We start from the raw sequence: 15,879 nt of genomic DNA on the forward strand, positions 1-15,879 counted from the left end.
ACGGACATGAAGAAAATTCTTTGGATCCTAGTCCTGGGAGGAATCGGCTTCGCGACGTGGTGGTTCCGGTTTCGTGAACCGGAGCAGACGGCGGACCGCACGCGGTACGAACCCGTGGAGCTGATGCGCGGCCGCATTGAATCAACGATTGAAACGACGGGGATCGTAGAGCCTCAGAACCGGATCGAGATCAAACCGCCGATCGGGGGGCGGGTGGAAGAGATCCTGATCGAGGAAGGCGATACGGTCGAGAAGGGGCAGATCCTATCCTGGATGAGTTCGACCGAGCGCGCGGCACTGCTCGACGCCGCGCGCGCTCAGGGCGAAGACGAGCTTCGTAAATGGGAAGACATCTATAAGCCTACCCCGCTGATCTCCCCGCTCGCCGGAACCGTGATCGCGCGTAACACCGAGCCCGGCCAGACCGTGACCACCGCCGAACCCGTCTTCGTCCTGTCCGACCGGCTGATCGTGGAGGCACAGGTCGATGAAACGGACATTGGCTCGGTCGAACCCGGGCAGCATGCGGGAATCACGCTCGACGCCTACCCCGGCATCGCGGTCACCGGAACCGTGCGCCAGATCGCGTACGAGGCCACCACGGTGAACAATGTCACCATCTATGAGGTCGATGTCGTGCCGGTCCGCGTACCGGACTGCATGAAGAGCGGGATGACCGCCTCGCTGCGGTTCATCGTCGCCGCGGCCGACGACGTACTGACCCTGCCGGTCGATACCGTCCAGCACCGCGGAGAAAAGAAACTCGTGCTCGTGGATGCCGACGACGACCCCGCGACGCCGCCTGAGCCCCGCGGGGTGCGGACCGGTCTCTCGGGGGACGGGCGGGTGGAGATCCTCTCCGGCCTGACCGGAGATGAACGCGTGGTACGGCCCGCGTTCGAGGTTCCGGCGGTGGACCGGGGCAGCGGCAGCCCCTTCATGCCCAAACGAAAAAAGAAGTAAATCACGCCATGATCGAAGTCCGCGATATCGTCAAAACCTATCGGATGGGCGACGTGGAGGTGCGCGCGCTGCGCGGGTGCTCGCTGCGCATCGACCGCGGTGAATTCGTCGCGATCACGGGCCCTTCGGGCTCCGGGAAGTCGACGCTGATGCATATCCTCGGCCTGCTCGACACCCCCGACTCCGGCTCGTACCGGCTGGAAGGACATGAGGTGAGTCGACTCACCGACGATCAGCTCGCGATACGCCGGGCCCGTTCGATCGGATTCGTCTTTCAGCAGTTCAATCTCCTGGCGCGTGTATCGGCCCTCGAAAACACGGCCCTGCCGCTGATCTATCGCGACCACCCCTCCCCCGCCGACCCGGAGGATTTGCTGAAGAGGGTCGGTCTCGGCGACCGGAAAGAGCACACGCCCGGCGAACTCTCCGGGGGACAACAGCAGCGGGTGGCGATCGCGCGCGCCCTGGTCAACCGCCCGTCGGTCATGATGGCGGACGAACCGACCGGGAATCTCGACTCCGCGAGCTCGGGGGAGATACTGACCATCCTGCGAAAACTGAACGAGACCGGACTCACGGTGATCGTCGTCACCCACGACCCCGAAGTCACGGCCGTCGCCTCGCGCGTGATCTCCATTCGCGACGGACGCGTCACCGAGGACCGCGGCCGGGTTCCGGCGGATTCGGCATCGGGCAGTGTGGCGAAGGACACGGATTTTGATTTCCGCGTCGGCGGCGAACACGACGCGCGAACCCACCCCCTCGGCTGGATCGGGCGCAAACTGGACGAGGCGGGGGCGATGTTCCGCCAGGCGGTCCGGGCCCTGATGGCCAACAAGACGCGCACCGCGCTCTCGATGCTGGGGGTGCTGATCGGAGTGGCCGCGCTGATCGCCGTGATGGCGCTGGGAACGGGAGCGCGCGAAGCGGTTGAAGAGCGCATTTCCCGACTGGGCGCCAACCTGCTGGTTCTGCGCCCCGGCGCGCGCCAGCGCGGGGCGGTCAGGATGGCGGCGGGGGCGACGTCGCGGCTGACGCTCGAGGACGCCGAAGCGTTGCCGCGGCGTCTGCCTTCGGTCGATGCCGCGGCACCCGTGGTGAACGGCATGGCCCAGCTCACCTGGGAGGGCCACAACTGGCGCACAAGCATTACGGGCACGACTCCCGCCTATCTCCGCATACATGATTATGAGCTGCTCTACGGACGAAACTTCACCGCCGCCGAGGTGGAAAACCGCGCTCGAGTCGCCCTGGTCGGCACCACGCTCGTACGCGAACTGTTCGATGGAAGCAACCCGATCGGCCGCACCCTGCGCATGAATCGCGTACGGTTTGAAGTGATCGGCATCCTCCCCGAGATGGGCGCCAGTTTCGGCCGCGACCCCAATGATATGGTGATCATTCCGGTCACTACGGCCATGAAACGCCTGTTCGGCAAAACATACATTAACACGGTCGAGATACGGGTCGTGGATCGGGATCACATGGAATACACCGAAAAGGCCGTGATCCGACTGATGAAAGAACGCCATCGGATCGATCCGGAACGCGAGGCCTTCAGCGTATTCAACATGGGCGACCTCCGGGAAGCCATCACCGCCACCAGCAAGACCATGGCGCTGCTGCTGGCCGGGATCGGAGGGGTCTCGCTGTTCGTCGGCGGGATCGGGATCATGAACATCATGCTCGTGAGCGTGACCGAACGCACCCGGGAGATCGGCATCCGCAAGGCCGTCGGAGCAAAACGTTCGGATGTGCTCGCGCAGTTCCTGATCGAGGCCGCAGTGATCGGGATCTTCGGCGGCTTTCTCGGGATTTTAACCGGATGGGGCGCGTCGCTGGCAATGACACGTTACGCCGGCTGGAATACGATCATCACCCCCCTCACGGTGGGGCTCGCGTTTACCTTCTCCGCCGTCGTCGGGGTGATCTTCGGCCTGTGGCCCGCTCGCAAAGCCTCGCGGCTCAACCCGATCGATGCGCTGCGGTACGAGTGAACACAGATCTCCACAAGAGGACGGGGTGGAACCCGTCCCTCCACACCGACCCCGCGGGAACGGACGGGGTGGAACCCGTCCCTCCACACCGACCCCGCGGGAACGGACGGGGTGGAACCCGTCCCTCCACACCGACCCCGCGGGAACGGACGGGGTGGAACCCGTCCCTCCACACCGACCCCGCGGGAACGGACGGGGTGGAACCCGTCCCTCCACGCCGACCCCGCGGGAACGGACGGGGTGGAACCCGTCCCTCCACACCGACCGCAAAGAGGACGGGGTGGAACCCATCCCTCCACGCCGACCCCGCGGGAACGGACGGGGTGGAACCCGTCCCTCCACACCGACCGCAAAGAGGACGGGGTGGAACCCATCCCTCCACGCCCACCGCAAAGAGGACGGGGTGGAACCCGTCCATCCAGAGGAGATCGTCCACTCAGGGTTCGGGCGTCCCGCTCAAATAAAGCTCCCGGGCCCGCGGGAGCAGCGCCTCGAGCTGCTGGACGCGTTGGGGAGCGGAGGGGTGGGTGGAGATAAAGCTGAGCGGCGAATGATTTCGACCCTGTTCCTCGACGACCCGCCGCCAGATGCGCACGGCGGCCTCCGGATCATAGCCCGCCCGCGCCATGTACATCATGCCTACGCGGTCGGCTTCGTACTCGGCCCTGCGAGAATAGTGGGTGACCACCACGCCCTGGTAGACCATGAACGTCCCCGCGAGGATGCGCGCGAATTCCTCCTTCTCCTGCGACTGCGCGTAGGCGGCGCCGATCGCGAACAGGATGCTCGGACCCATGTCGCGGGTCATGGCCTCGGTGGAATGGCGCGCGTTGACGTGCGCGATCTCGTGCGCCAGCACGGCGGCCAGCTCGTCGCGGTCGCTCACGAGCCCCTTTTCACGATCCCACAGTCCTTCAAAGACCATGATCTTCCCGCCCGGCGCGGCCATGGCGTTGGCGACGTTGGTGTGGATCAGGGCGACCTCGTACGGGAACTGCGGGATATCGGAGACGGCGACAATGCGGTCCACGATGGTCTGAAGCTCGCGAACCCGTTCACGGTCTTCGTTTACGGGAATCCCCTTTGTACGCATCTGTTCGAGGGTCTGCGAGTAGACCTCTTTGCCGATGCGGACGTCGTCCTCCAGCGTGTAGAAATTGTACGTCTCCGCCCCGGTCACGTAATCCGTCGTCGCACATCCGCCGCACAGGAGGAGCGCGGCGACTGCGATGATCCCATAGAGCCAACTTGAATGACGCATGGCACCCCCCTCCGGTCCATTCGCTGTTCGACGGTAAATAAGCCACAAAAAGGCACAAGAGGCACATGTTTTCTGGAAGTCACCCTCTGCGCATTCCGGACGGAGCGTGCACTCCGGGTTCTTTGCAGATTTTTGTGGAACTACTGAAATCGTAGCGGCTGGATTAGAAATCCGCTCGCGTCACCACGTACGCGTACTCGTACTCAGCGAAGCGGTACTCGTACTCGAGTTTCTTGAACAGGGGGAGTGGGATCGCGCCTTCGGCGCTCCGAGTACGCGTACGAGTACGAGTACGAGTACGAGTAAGAGTACGAAAACGGCGGACGGCCTTCTGCTGTCCAGCAGAATCCCTGCCCTCACACATTCCCCTGCAGCTGGGGATCGCCTTCCTGTTCGCTTTTGCGCCGGGCGAGTTCGAGCTGGATCTCGCTGACCCGTTCCCGCGTGAGCGGAAAGCGCAGGGTGAGCAGCAGGGCGGCCACGAGGAAGGCGAGCGGGACCAGCGCGAAAAAGCCGCGCAGGAACATCTGGGTCTGCACCCCCTGCATCGCCTGGTCGGGATTGTAGCCGGACCAGTCGATGATGAATCCGCTCAGCGCCATCACGGCCGCCAGCCCCGCCTTGACCAGCCAGGTGAAGACCGAGCCGTACATGCCCTCGCGCCGCAAACCGGTATTGAGTTCGTCGAGATCGCAGATGTCGGCCAGCATCGAGGCCGTCAGGATCCAGACGCAGCCGAGACTCGGCGAGGCCAGCACGGGGAAGATGAGCTGGAGTTCGGGGATGTCGCGGCTGAAGAGCAGCGGGCTGATGACGAATCCGAAGCTTATGATGCACAGCCCCGCGACCAGGGTGATCCGCTTGCCCAGCTTTCGGCTGGCGTAGTTGATCAGCGGCACCGACACGATCCCCAGCACGCCGTACACGGTGTTGTAGAGGCCGAACATCTGCGAGGCGGCGTCCTTGTCCCCGTCGTAGATGCAGGCGAGGTTGAGGTAGAGAATGAGCGGGAAGACGAGGAAGATCCCCATGATGACGGTGAACACGATCGAGGCGAGCATCAGGAAATGACGGTTGCGGAAGGTGACCGCCAGCGCGTGAAAGAAGGGGATCTTGCTTTGCGACTGCCCGCGCGCCTTCTCGCGGCAGAGCCAGGCGGGCAGGAAGGCGAAGATCATCACCATCACCCCGATCAGTATGCCGACATTTCTCGCGCCTTCGATGGGATCTTTCCCGAACATCGGCATGTTCATCATCTTCCACAGCCACGGCAGGAACAGCGCGCTGCCGATGTTCATGAAGAAGGTCTTGTACGACATCACACTGGTGCGTTCGTCGTAGTCGGAGGTCATCTCGTAGCCGAGGGCGTTGAAGGGGACGGAAAAGACGGTATAGGCGGTGAAGAACAGGAGCGAGGCCACCAGAAAATACCAGAAGAGCTGCATCTCGGACCAGTCCCGCGGCGGCATCCACATCAGTGCGCAGAAAAGGCCCGCGAGGATCCCGCCCGCCACCAGGTAGGGGCGTCGACGCCCCCAGCGCGTGCGGGTGTTGTCGGAGATGTTGCCCATGAACGGGTCGGTAAAGGCGTCCCACAGCCGCGGGAGCGAAACCGCCAGCCCGACCAGCGTGGCGGGGACCTTGAGTTCGACGTTGTAGAGCGGCATGGCGAGCTGGAACACCACGTTGGCCATGATCACGTCCGAGACGGCGCCGAGGCCGTACGACATCTTCTCGCCGATGGTCGGCAGCGCCTCTCCGGCACCGGACTGCCTCGCGGTTTTACTCACGTCCGCCTCCTTCGTGTTCTTCCAGCAGCAGCCTGCGCGCCGCGCGCAGGACTCCGCCATGATCCGTCACCATCTCCCAGTTGTACAGACACAACAGCCGGCAGCCTTCGGTGTACAGGGTTTTTCTGAAAGCCTCCCGCCAGGGGTCATGGGCCATCGGCTCGAGCAGCAGCCACTCGACAGCCCCCCAGTACGGGGCGTCGGTCGCCGCGACCCCGCGCATGATCCCCTCGTCCTTTTCGGGATTCCCCGCATGGGTGTACACACTCCAGCCGGGACAGGCGAATTCATTCAGGGCCGCGTCATAGAGCCGCTCGCCCTCGCGATACCCCACCCCGTGTGTGAACAGCCGGTCGCGGGGGATCCCCAGCTCCGCGGCCGCACGCGAGAGATCGCGCAGATGGAGCCGCACGACTTCGTACAGATCCTCTTCCGTAATGTCGCCTTCGGTTCGAAGACCCGCGGTGGACAGGGCGGCGTAGCCCTGCTGGACCATGCCGCGGCTGAGGAAATCGTCGGTGACCAGCTCACGGCTCGGATCGCGCCGGGGCGGCCGGTCGAGCCACTCGTTCCCGTTGGGATAATAGTAGGCGCTGGTTCCGATCGAACTCTCCCAGCCGACATTCAGGCCCACGAAGAGATGCTTTTCGCTGTCCCACAACGCTTCGTACCACTCGGCGATGATCGGTACGAGCCGCCGCATCTGCTCGTGACATGCGCGGCGGTATTCGGGGCTGGCGAGGTTCGGCGGCGGCAGGACCCGGATCTGACGGCCCCAGTTGCGCCAGGCGATCTTCATCGCGTGATCGGGCGACCACCAGGTCCATTCGACGTTACGCCGATTGTCGGGATCGTAGCCGGGCCGCGAGGGATCCCACCAGTTCCAGAGGTCGGGCCGCGCTCCCCACCACTGCTCGCCGTCGAGCTTGATCCATACCGGGACCCCGGTTTCCCGCGAGGCGGCGAGCAGTTCGCGCAGGGACTGCTCCAGTTGCGCGGGCTCGGCATTGAGATAGGAGAAGATCGTCCCGACGCCGAGCATGACTTCCGGGTTGCGGTCGTGCCCCTCGAAGTTCGCGGCGATCTCTCTGAGCACCTCTTCGTGCGACTGGGGCGAGCCGGGGGTCCATGTGCGCATGAAGCAGAGATAGCGCGTCTCCGGATCCTCCACGGCCCGCACGGATACCGCGGCGAAGGCCAGCCCCGCCGCGAGCAGGATGAACCCCCGGCAGAACCGGCTCATGCCCCACCCTTTCCGGTCAGTTCGATGGTGACGATCGCCCCCGCGCCGGCGGAGAAACGCACCCTGCCGTCCTCGAGTTCAAGCTCGGCATCCACCTTCTCTTCGAGGGTCAGCATCCGCGCCGCCGTGACGCAGTCGGGTACGGTGAGGGTCACGTCCGCCGCCTCGCCGGTGGGATTGTATCCGCGCAGGATCATCGCCTCGCCCGACTCCGCCTGCTTGAGCGCGCTGAACACGAAGCGCTCGCTGTCCCACTGCAGGAACGAGTGCCGCATCGGGAGCGTACCCTCGTGGCGCGTGCTGCTCACGGTCTCGGGCGGGACGACGAACCGCATGGCGCGGTTGGCCAGCTCGTGTTCGCCCTCGCCGGCGTCGTGCGGCGCCACGGCGTAGCGGAACCCATGCGTACCCGGACACTGCGCCAGCGGCTGCGGTTCGTACATCTCGGAATTGTTCCCGGCCGTCCCGAACGCGCGCAGCAGCGTCAGCGCCACCGCGCGGTCGGCGTCGTCGCTTACCTCATACTCCGAAAGACCCCGGTGCATGACCTGCAGACCGCCCTTCGCATCCTCCACATCCACGAACGACGTCGTCGGCAGCGTGCGTGCCGCGGCCTCATACCACCCGCTCGAATCCGGGATCGTGAAATCGCGCGTCACGACGTCGAACGCCGAATCGACCCGACAGGTCGTCGCCTCCGCCCGGCCGGTCGGGAAGAGCACGCGCAAGCGATGGTCCCGGACGGTATGATCGATCGTGGTCTCGAATTCCACCTGCCGCGCGTCCCTGCGCAGGGAAACCTCGGTCACCATGCGCATGGCGATTTTCCGTTCCGAGCGGCGCAGGGGGCCCTTGTAGATCCAGCGGTTGCCGTGGGGGACATGGACGCGGATTTCGGCGTCGAGCCCTTCGGGCAGTTCCCACTCGCGTTCGATCCGGTAACGGCTCCGTACCGGCCCGTTTTCGATACAGGCGATGCGCGCCGGCAGACCCTTCGTGGTCCAGGTCTGATCGCTCTCCGGCCGGTCGTGCGTCAGCGGCCCGCCGCACTCGCCCTCGTCCTCGAAGACGTGCAGCCCGGCGTAGGTCTCGCCGCTGGCCTTGTCGAAGAGATCCAGCGACCCGTCCGGAAGGATTTCGGCGCGCAGATGGTCGTTCTCCAGCCGGCGCGGCACCGGCGAGAGCAGATCCACGGGCCGATCCTGCGACTGTTCGGGACGGACCGTGAACGATGCGTAGCCCATCGGCGGCAGGTCGTCGGCATGAAAAGCGATCCGGAGGCGTGTCACGTCGAGGTCCATGTGCGAACCGTAGCGCAGGTAGGCGAAGGCCGTCTCGTCCTCCAGGTGCGAGATCTGGGCGCGGACGGGGTTGCCGTCGGCGTCCGCGAGCTTGACCGCCATCGGCCGGACGTAGTGCGTGCCGGGATCGATGCGCAGGCCCCACTCGTGGGGGACGTCGATGACGGCCTCGACGACCTCGGATCGCCGCTGCGCGGTGGGATTGAAGACCGTGAGTCCGATCTCCTTTTCATCGAGCCCGCTGAAATCGATCCGGTCGACGACCGGGAACAGCCCGTCGCGCATGGCGACCTCGGCGATATCCCGCACGTTGCGGTAGCGCTCCTCCATCGCCTCGCTGATCCGGTCGACATGACACCCGCCGATCCCGTCGTGCTGCTGGTTCTGGAGCAGTTCCTGCCATCCTTTGCGCAAAAAGAGCCGCGGATATTCGCCGCCGAGCCAGGCGTTCCAGGCGGAGGCGGGTTCGGCCCATTTCTCGAGGCGGGTCTGCGCGGCGGCGTTCATCATTTTGAGCGGCATCCGGGCGGAGAACACGCCGATGTAGAGCGGGGCGAAGGGGTCGCCGCTTTTTTCGACCGAGAGCATCTCGCCGGTAAAGGTCTTGAACGACTCGCCCGCGCCGCGCGACTCGATGTCCTCGCGCGCCAGCCGGACGTACTCGGGGAGACTGCTCACATGCAGCTTCCCGCAGTCGAGCCGTTCGTTGATCTTGTCTACGAGGTCCGGCACGATCGGGTCGGGGTTCTCCTGGTCGAACCCCTGCAGGAAGAGCAGGTGGCGGGTCGACGACTTATGGCGCACGCTTTCGATCAGCCGTTCCATGCCCTCCATGGCCGCATCGAGGTCCTCGCCGTGGGGCTGGTTGCGGACGAAGTGGTTCAGGTCGTCCGCACCGGGCGTGCAGCGTCGCAGGAGATAGCCGCCGTGTTCGGTGGTGTTTTTGAAATCGAGCGCGGGCAGCCCGCCGTTGATATACGGGCGGTAGGCGAAGACCCAGAAGTTGAGCCGATGGTACTCGCCGAAGGTGAGGCCCAGCGCCTTCGTCCCGTCGGGCGCCTCCCACCAGAACTCGAGTTTTTCGAGGTTCGACTGGTCGATGCCGCGGTAGAAGAGGATCGTATCCATGCCGAACTGGCGGTAGATCTGCGGGAGCTGGGAGACCTGGCCCCAGGAGAAGATATTGTACGCCGTCTTCATCACCCCGCCGAGTTCGCCGGCGATCCGGTGGCCGAAGAGCAGGTTGCGCACCAGCGCCTCGCCGCTGACGAGGTATTCGGCCGGCAGCGTGTACCACGGCCCCGCCAGCAGGCGTCCCTCGGCCATGAGTTTCTTCACGCGTTCGCGGTTTTCGGGCCGCAGTTCTAGGTAATCGTCGACGAACGACGCCTGCGAGTCGGCGTGAAAGTACGCGAAGCGCGGATCGTTCTCCATGGTCTCGACCAGGATATCGCCCGCTTCGCGCAGCCGCATCTGGGTCTCGCGGAACGACCAGCGGTACTCGCGGTCCCAGTGCGTATTGATAATCAGATGCATATCATAAGGCGGTTCTGCGGCAGCCATCAAAAACTCTCCCGTCTGTGTCCCTGCATTCCTGTTCAATTCTCATATCGTGAAATCGTTTGCCAAAAGAGGTTTTTCGCTGATCGGCGGGCGTTTTTCAAGCCTTAAAATATCGTTCGCAGCAGCGCCGTACGCCTGCCCCGCAGGCAAGGCGCGTGAAGATCACGGCCCTGGCTCCGCTTCGCGGACCTGCGGGCCTACTACGAACCTTTTCCGCTGCGCGGGTCTGCGACTCAGCGATACACGGCGTACTTCTTCCTGTACTGAGCGGGGCTCATTTTCTTCTCCTGCCGGAACAGGCGGGAAAAGTTTTTTGAGTCCTCGCAGCCCAGCTTGAGGGCGATCTCGTGGATCGGGAGGTTGCTTTCAATGAGAAAGGTCGAGGCGCGATCCACGCGGACCCTTCGTATTTCGGCATAGATCGATCTGCCGAGCCGGGCCTTGAACCGGCGATACAACACGCGCCGCGAAACCGGCACATGCCTCAAAACGTCTTCCACATGAATATTTTTCGTGGCGTGGTCCCTGATGAACCGCAACGCTGCGGCGAAATGAGGGTCGCCCGGGGCCGCGATATCGGTCGACTGCCTCCGCACCACATGAAGCGGTTCGGCGCAGACATCGTAGCCCTCCCGCGGGATGGTTCCGTCCATCATGCCGGCCAGCAGCTCCGCGGCATCATAGCCGGTCTGTTCCGTATTCCAGTAGATACTCGATAAGGGCGGATCCACGAAATCGCATATCAGCTCGTCGTTACCCACGCCCACCACGGCCACGTCCTCAGGAACGCGCAGGCCCGCATTGTGACAGGCCTCAAAACAGTCGACGCAGCAATCGTCCGTACAGACCATCAGACCGAACGGAGTCGGCTGCGAAGCCAGCCAGTCCCGCAATTTGCGCTGCCGCGCGGCACGGTCCATCCGCATCCGCTTTGAATCGAGATCGTATACGGCGCAGGTGCAGTCAGCGACCCCCTGCGCGGCCCCGGTAAATCCAAGTCTCCTCCCGTTTGACCAATGATACTTTTGCTCCAGCCCATAGAAGGCCAGATGACGATATCCGAGCCCGAGCAGATGCTCCACAGCCATGCGGCCGATCGCCGCATCGTCGGTCAGAATATTGGGATAGCACGATGAGACCTTCGTATTGGGCGCATAGACACACGGGATATCGAGTTTACCGATATCCGGCGATACGTCCGATTCTCTCCATATCACCCCGTCGGCATCCCAGTTCGCGAGATCATCCGGCGACACCCGGCTTTTACCGCCGGAGGCCAACGGGGTGCGCCGCAACAATGTCCACGGGCCGTGCAGGTGGGAATAATTAAGGACCCCCCGCACCAGCCCGCGCTCATAGGCGCGCGCGGTATCCACCAATAGTATGACTCTGCGCTTGGCTCCGGACATCCTCCCCCGAACCGTAGCCGGACACGCAGGCCCGTCAAGCACAATGGCACACAATGAAGGTAAAAAGACACTGAGAGAGGTTGCCCTTATGGGTCCCGCCCCGTAAAGATCGCCGCAGGAATCGCGAGCTTCCTACTTATGGGCTTATGACCTGCGGGGATCTATCATGAACGGCAGAGAACGAATGAACGCGGTGCTGAACCACGAACCGCCCGACCGGGTCCCTTTCGTCCCGTCCATTTACGAACACGGTGCAAGGGTTATCGGCAGAAGTCCCTACGAGACCAGCCGATCGGCGGCGCTTACCGCTGAAGCGGCGCTGAAATCATACGAGATCTACGGACACGACCTGGTGACCGTCGGCATCGATATCTACAACGTCGAGGCCGAGGCCTTCGGCTGCGAACTCTCCTTCGACCCGAAAAAATATATTCCGGGCATAAAATCCCATCCGCTGGCGGGTTCGACCGCCCTGGATGCGGGCGGACTGGACATCCCTGCGCCGGGAGAGGGAAATCGCTTACAGCTGATCGTGGACGCGACGCAACGGGTGGTCGACGAGGCAGGCGATGAGGTATGGGTTCTGGCGACGATGTCCGGCCCGTTCTCGCAGGCCGCGGAATTGCGCGGATTCGAAAACCTCATCTGCGATATGGTGGACACCCCGGAGCGGGTGCATGAACTCATGAACCTGACGACCGAGCTGTCGCTTCAGCAGGCCCGGCGCATCTCGGAAGTCGGCGCGGGCGTGAGTATATTCGAATCGTGGGCCACCATCCCGCTGATCACCTCGGATATCTTCGCCGAGTACGTGGTGCCCTACAACAAGAAGGTCATCGAGATGATCAAGCGGGATTATGAGGTGCCGCCGCCGGCAGTCATCATGGGCGGCGATACGGCCATGCTGATGGACCACTTTATCGACGTCGGCACCTCGCTGGTCGTCGCCGACTACATGACGGACCTGGAACTCATGAAGGAGAAAACCCGGGATCTCCAGATGATCGTGCGGGGCTGCGCCGACCCCAAAATGATTGAGCGCGGGCAGTGGGAGGGGGTCCAAGAATCGATTGACGGACTGGCCCGGAAGAAAAGGGGCATGAATAATTTTGTGTGGGGCTGCGGTTGCGTATCCCTCGATACCGGCACGGACGCCCTGATGAGGTTTAAAAAGATGTGCGCCGAAGCGGGGGGCCATTGACCGCACACAGCGGGGTTCCCGCTCGTACATCCCGGCGAAAAGAAACGCTGAACATCGGAGAGGATCATTATGTGGCTGGGCCTTGATTATGCCATCTGGTGTGTAGTGCTGATCTACCTGCTGGCCATGCTGGCGCTCGGCTGGTGGAGTCGTGGCAGGGCCTCGAGCCAGGACGGCTATCTGATGGGGGAAAGAAAATTCAATACCCCGATGATGATCATGCACTCTTTCGGAGCCGGCACGAATCCGGGCGATGCCGCCGGCGTCGTCAGCGGCAGCACCCAGGCGGGGGCCTCGGGCGTCTGGGTGTCGTGGCTGTGGATGTACGGAACCCCTTTCTACTGGCTGATTGCGCCGATGGTGCGTCGGATGCGCTGCCTGACCATGGCCGACTACTTCGAGGAACGCTTCGGAGGGGCCGCCAGCGCCCTGTACATCCTGGTCTCCGCGTCGGCCATGGTGGTCTGTCTTGCCAGTGTCCTTCTGGCGACGACCAAGACCGTGCAGGGCATGATGGGCAGGGTGGGAACCCCGGATGCGGAACTGTGGTTTTACGGAATACTGATCGTTACGACGCTTACGTTCATGCTGTACAGCTACTGGGGCGGCATCGTAGCGGCCATCCGAACCGATTTCATCCAGGGGCTGATGATGATCGTCCTCTCTTTCCTGGTGGTCCCGGTTGCGCTGAACCTGGAGACCGTCGGCGGCATAAAGGGAATGCAGGCGACGCTGGCGGCCGCATCCCGGGAGCACGGGACAGATTTGCTCTCTATTTTCGGACCCGACCGTTTCAACCTGGGGGTCGTCCTGATGCTGTGCATGCAGGCGCCTTTGAGTGCGATGGCGCTGCCGCATCTGGCCACGGTATGCGGGGCCGGGAAGACGGAGTGGCAGGGACGCATGGGCTTCGCCGGCGGCAATATGCTGAAGCGTTTCTGTACCATCGGCTGGGCCCTCCTCGGCATGGCCTGGCTGGCGCATTTGATCTCGCAGGGCGTGGTGGTGGATGCCGCGGTCGCCGACGCCGCCTTCGGCGATGCCATCCGGGCCCTGCTGCCCCCGGTGCTCCAGGGCGTGATGCTCGCCTGCATCCTGGCTGCGGCCATGTCTTCCGGCAATGCCTTCCAGGTCACGGTTGCCGGCCTCTTCAGCGAAAATCTGTACAAGCGCTATGTCAACCCCTCCGCCGGCGACCTTCAGAAACTGAGGGTGACTAAAACGGTCGGGCTGATCTATGTCCTGCTCGCCGTACTGGTTGCCATTCTGATGCGCGATGTGGTCCAGACGATTATGACCTACTTCACCATCCTGGCCCTGGTCGGGATTTCGACCGCCATGGGCATGTTGTGGCGGCGCATGAATCAGACGGGGATGATGACCGCGACCCTGCTGGCCGTGGCGGTGTTCGCGGGCACGCGGCTGAACGTATTCCATTTGCCGTCGGGTCTGGCCATCGGCGCACCCATCGCGGCCGGCGTAATCGGCGGCATTGTCGGCTCATTGCTGAGTCGACCCCCGGACCGGGAGAAAGTGGACCGTTTTTTCACCAAAATCTACACCCCCGTCGGGCAGGAGGACAAACTGGGGCAGTCTCTCGACGAGGCGGTGCCGGCCGATCGGCGCTGGCTGACCGCCGGCGGACTGTTTGTGGTGAAGCCGTCCCGTCAGAGCTGGGTCGGCTTCCTGGCCTTCTTCGGATTATGCATGGCCAGTCTCTGGACCATGCTGGCCCTGCTGGGAGGATAAAGAGGAACTGTACCCCGGACTTTGTTTAATTCGCCGCCGGAAGGTTCCGGTGCACGCACAACCAAACCATGGAGATGCTATGAACCCCAAGACCGCACCCCTGACACGACGCAAGTTCAGCCGGGCGTGTCTCGCCGCCGGGGCCGCCCCGCTGGTGCTGCCGGGACGGGTCCGCGCGCGGCCGTCCGCGAACGACCGGATAACCGTGGGCATGCTCGGGGTCGGGCGTCAGGCCTACCATGCCAATATGCCGGCTTTCCTGCATATGCCGGACGTTCAGGTGGTGGCGGTCTGCGATGTGGACGACTGGCGGCTGCAGAACGCGCGTAAACGGGTCGAGACCCACTACGCCGAACAGCGGCCCTCCGGCGGATACCGGGGATGTGCCGTCTACCGCGACTTCCGGGAGATGCTGGCGCGACCCGATATCGACGCCGTGATGATCTCCACGCAGGACCACTGGCACGTGCCGATGTCGCTCGCCGCGATCGAGGCGGGCAAGGACGTCTCCCTCGAGAAACCCATTACCGTGAGCATCCGCGAGGGGCGCCTGCTGTGCGATGCCGTAGCGCGTTATTCGCGCGTGTTCCGGACCGACAGCGAGTTCCGCTCCCGCGACCGATTTCGCCGGGCCTGTGAACTGGTACTGAACGGACGCATCGGCACCCTGCGCCGTATCCGTACCGGCGCCCCCGCCTCGGACCGGGCCTGCCCCCCGCAGCCCGCGCAGCCGGTTCCGGAAGAACTGGACTACGACCTGTGGCTCGGTCCCGCGCCCCGCACCCCCTACACCGAGAAAAGGGTGCATCCGCGCAAGGGATACGGACGTCCGGGCTGGATGCGGGTTCGGGACTATTGCGACGGAATGATCAGCAACTGGGGCACGCATCTCAATGATATCGCCCAGTGGGGCAACGGCACGCAGACCACCGGCCCGGTCGAGATCGAAGGGACGGGCACGTACCCGGACGACGGGCTCTGGGATGTCCTGACGGGATTTGAAGTCACCTACCGCTACGCCAACGGCGTGGAGATGCTCTACACCTACAGCCACCCGCACGTGCGTTTCGAGGGCACGGAGGGATGGGTGCAGGCGGACCTGGGCGGCCGCGGCCTGACCGCCAGTTCCCCCGCCATTCTGAACGCCCCCATCGGGGCGGGAGATATCCATCTCCCCGCCAAGACGGACAAGCGCGACTTCATCGACGCGGTCAAGACGCGCGGCGCGACGATGGAAACGGCCGAGATCGGGCACCGGACCACGACGGTCTGCCATCTCGGACATATCGCGATTCAGGTCGGCCGACGGCTTCGCTGGGACCCCGATGCGGAGGTCTTCCCCGACGACCCGGAGGCCAACCGCATGCTGGATCGTCCCCGCCGCGCGCCATGGGTCATCTAA

10 protein-coding genes are annotated in these 15,879 nt (G+C 63.9%); 5 read left to right on the forward strand and 5 right to left on the reverse strand.

The window, feature by feature from the left end; translation table 11 throughout:
- Window positions 1-6: 6 nt before the first annotated feature.
- Both L21SP4_RS09345 and L21SP4_RS09350 read left to right on the forward strand, forming a co-directional pair.
- Window positions 7-963 (forward strand): efflux RND transporter periplasmic adaptor subunit, encoded by a 957-nt coding sequence (locus tag L21SP4_RS09345; RefSeq protein WP_052882405.1) that lies wholly within the window; start codon window positions 7-9, stop codon window positions 961-963.
- Window positions 964-971: 8 nt separating this feature from the next.
- The gene (locus L21SP4_RS09350; protein ID WP_052882406.1) at window positions 972-2,960 is read left to right on the forward strand and encodes an ABC transporter permease; all 1,989 of its coding nucleotides are present in this window, start codon (window positions 972-974) and stop codon (window positions 2,958-2,960) included.
- A 436-nt stretch (window positions 2,961-3,396) separates the two neighbouring features.
- On the opposite strand, the gene L21SP4_RS09355 is transcribed toward L21SP4_RS09350, so the two are convergent.
- From L21SP4_RS09355 to L21SP4_RS09380, 5 genes are all read right to left on the reverse strand, one after another.
- A complete protein-coding gene (locus L21SP4_RS09355; protein WP_052882407.1) occupies window positions 3,397-4,221 on the reverse strand; it encodes a M48 family metallopeptidase in 825 nt (274 codons plus the stop codon).
- A gap of 356 nt (window positions 4,222-4,577) precedes the next feature.
- Window positions 4,578-6,071: an MFS transporter gene (locus L21SP4_RS09365; protein ID WP_052882409.1), complete on the reverse strand. Its 1,494-nt coding sequence runs from the start codon at window positions 6,069-6,071 to the stop codon at window positions 4,578-4,580.
- Window positions 6,004-7,254, reverse strand: coding sequence for a hypothetical protein (locus tag L21SP4_RS09370; RefSeq protein WP_052882410.1), 1,251 nt, complete (start codon window positions 7,252-7,254; stop codon window positions 6,004-6,006). The genes L21SP4_RS09365 and L21SP4_RS09370 overlap by 68 nt, the downstream gene beginning before the upstream one ends.
- Window positions 7,251-10,118: an alpha-mannosidase gene (locus tag L21SP4_RS09375; protein ID WP_052882411.1), complete on the reverse strand. Its 2,868-nt coding sequence runs from the start codon at window positions 10,116-10,118 to the stop codon at window positions 7,251-7,253. The genes L21SP4_RS09370 and L21SP4_RS09375 overlap by 4 nt, the downstream gene beginning before the upstream one ends.
- Before the next feature lie 233 nt (window positions 10,119-10,351).
- On the reverse strand, window positions 10,352-11,527 hold the full coding sequence (locus L21SP4_RS09380) for a XylR family transcriptional regulator (protein ID WP_082116664.1): 1,176 nt from the start codon (window positions 11,525-11,527) through the stop codon (window positions 10,352-10,354).
- 166 nt (window positions 11,528-11,693) lie between these two features.
- On the opposite strand from L21SP4_RS09380, the gene L21SP4_RS09385 reads away from it, so the two are divergent.
- The 3 genes from L21SP4_RS09385 to L21SP4_RS09395 all read left to right on the forward strand — a co-directional run bounded on the left by L21SP4_RS09385 (window position 11,694) and on the right by L21SP4_RS09395 (window position 15,879).
- Window positions 11,694-12,728 (forward strand): uroporphyrinogen decarboxylase family protein, encoded by a 1,035-nt coding sequence (locus tag L21SP4_RS09385; RefSeq protein ID WP_082116665.1) that lies wholly within the window; start codon window positions 11,694-11,696, stop codon window positions 12,726-12,728.
- Window positions 12,729-12,797: 69 nt separating this feature from the next.
- On the forward strand, window positions 12,798-14,477 hold the full coding sequence (locus tag L21SP4_RS09390; protein WP_052882414.1) for a sodium:solute symporter family protein: 1,680 nt from the start codon (window positions 12,798-12,800) through the stop codon (window positions 14,475-14,477).
- Between the two features lie 79 nt (window positions 14,478-14,556).
- Window positions 14,557-15,879, forward strand: a complete 1,323-nt coding sequence (locus L21SP4_RS09395) for a Gfo/Idh/MocA family protein (RefSeq protein ID WP_052882415.1) — start codon at window positions 14,557-14,559, stop codon at window positions 15,877-15,879.

This window comes from Kiritimatiella glycovorans (genome assembly GCF_001017655.1).
GTDB classification, from domain to species: Bacteria; Verrucomicrobiota; Kiritimatiellia; order Kiritimatiellales; family Kiritimatiellaceae; genus Kiritimatiella; species Kiritimatiella glycovorans.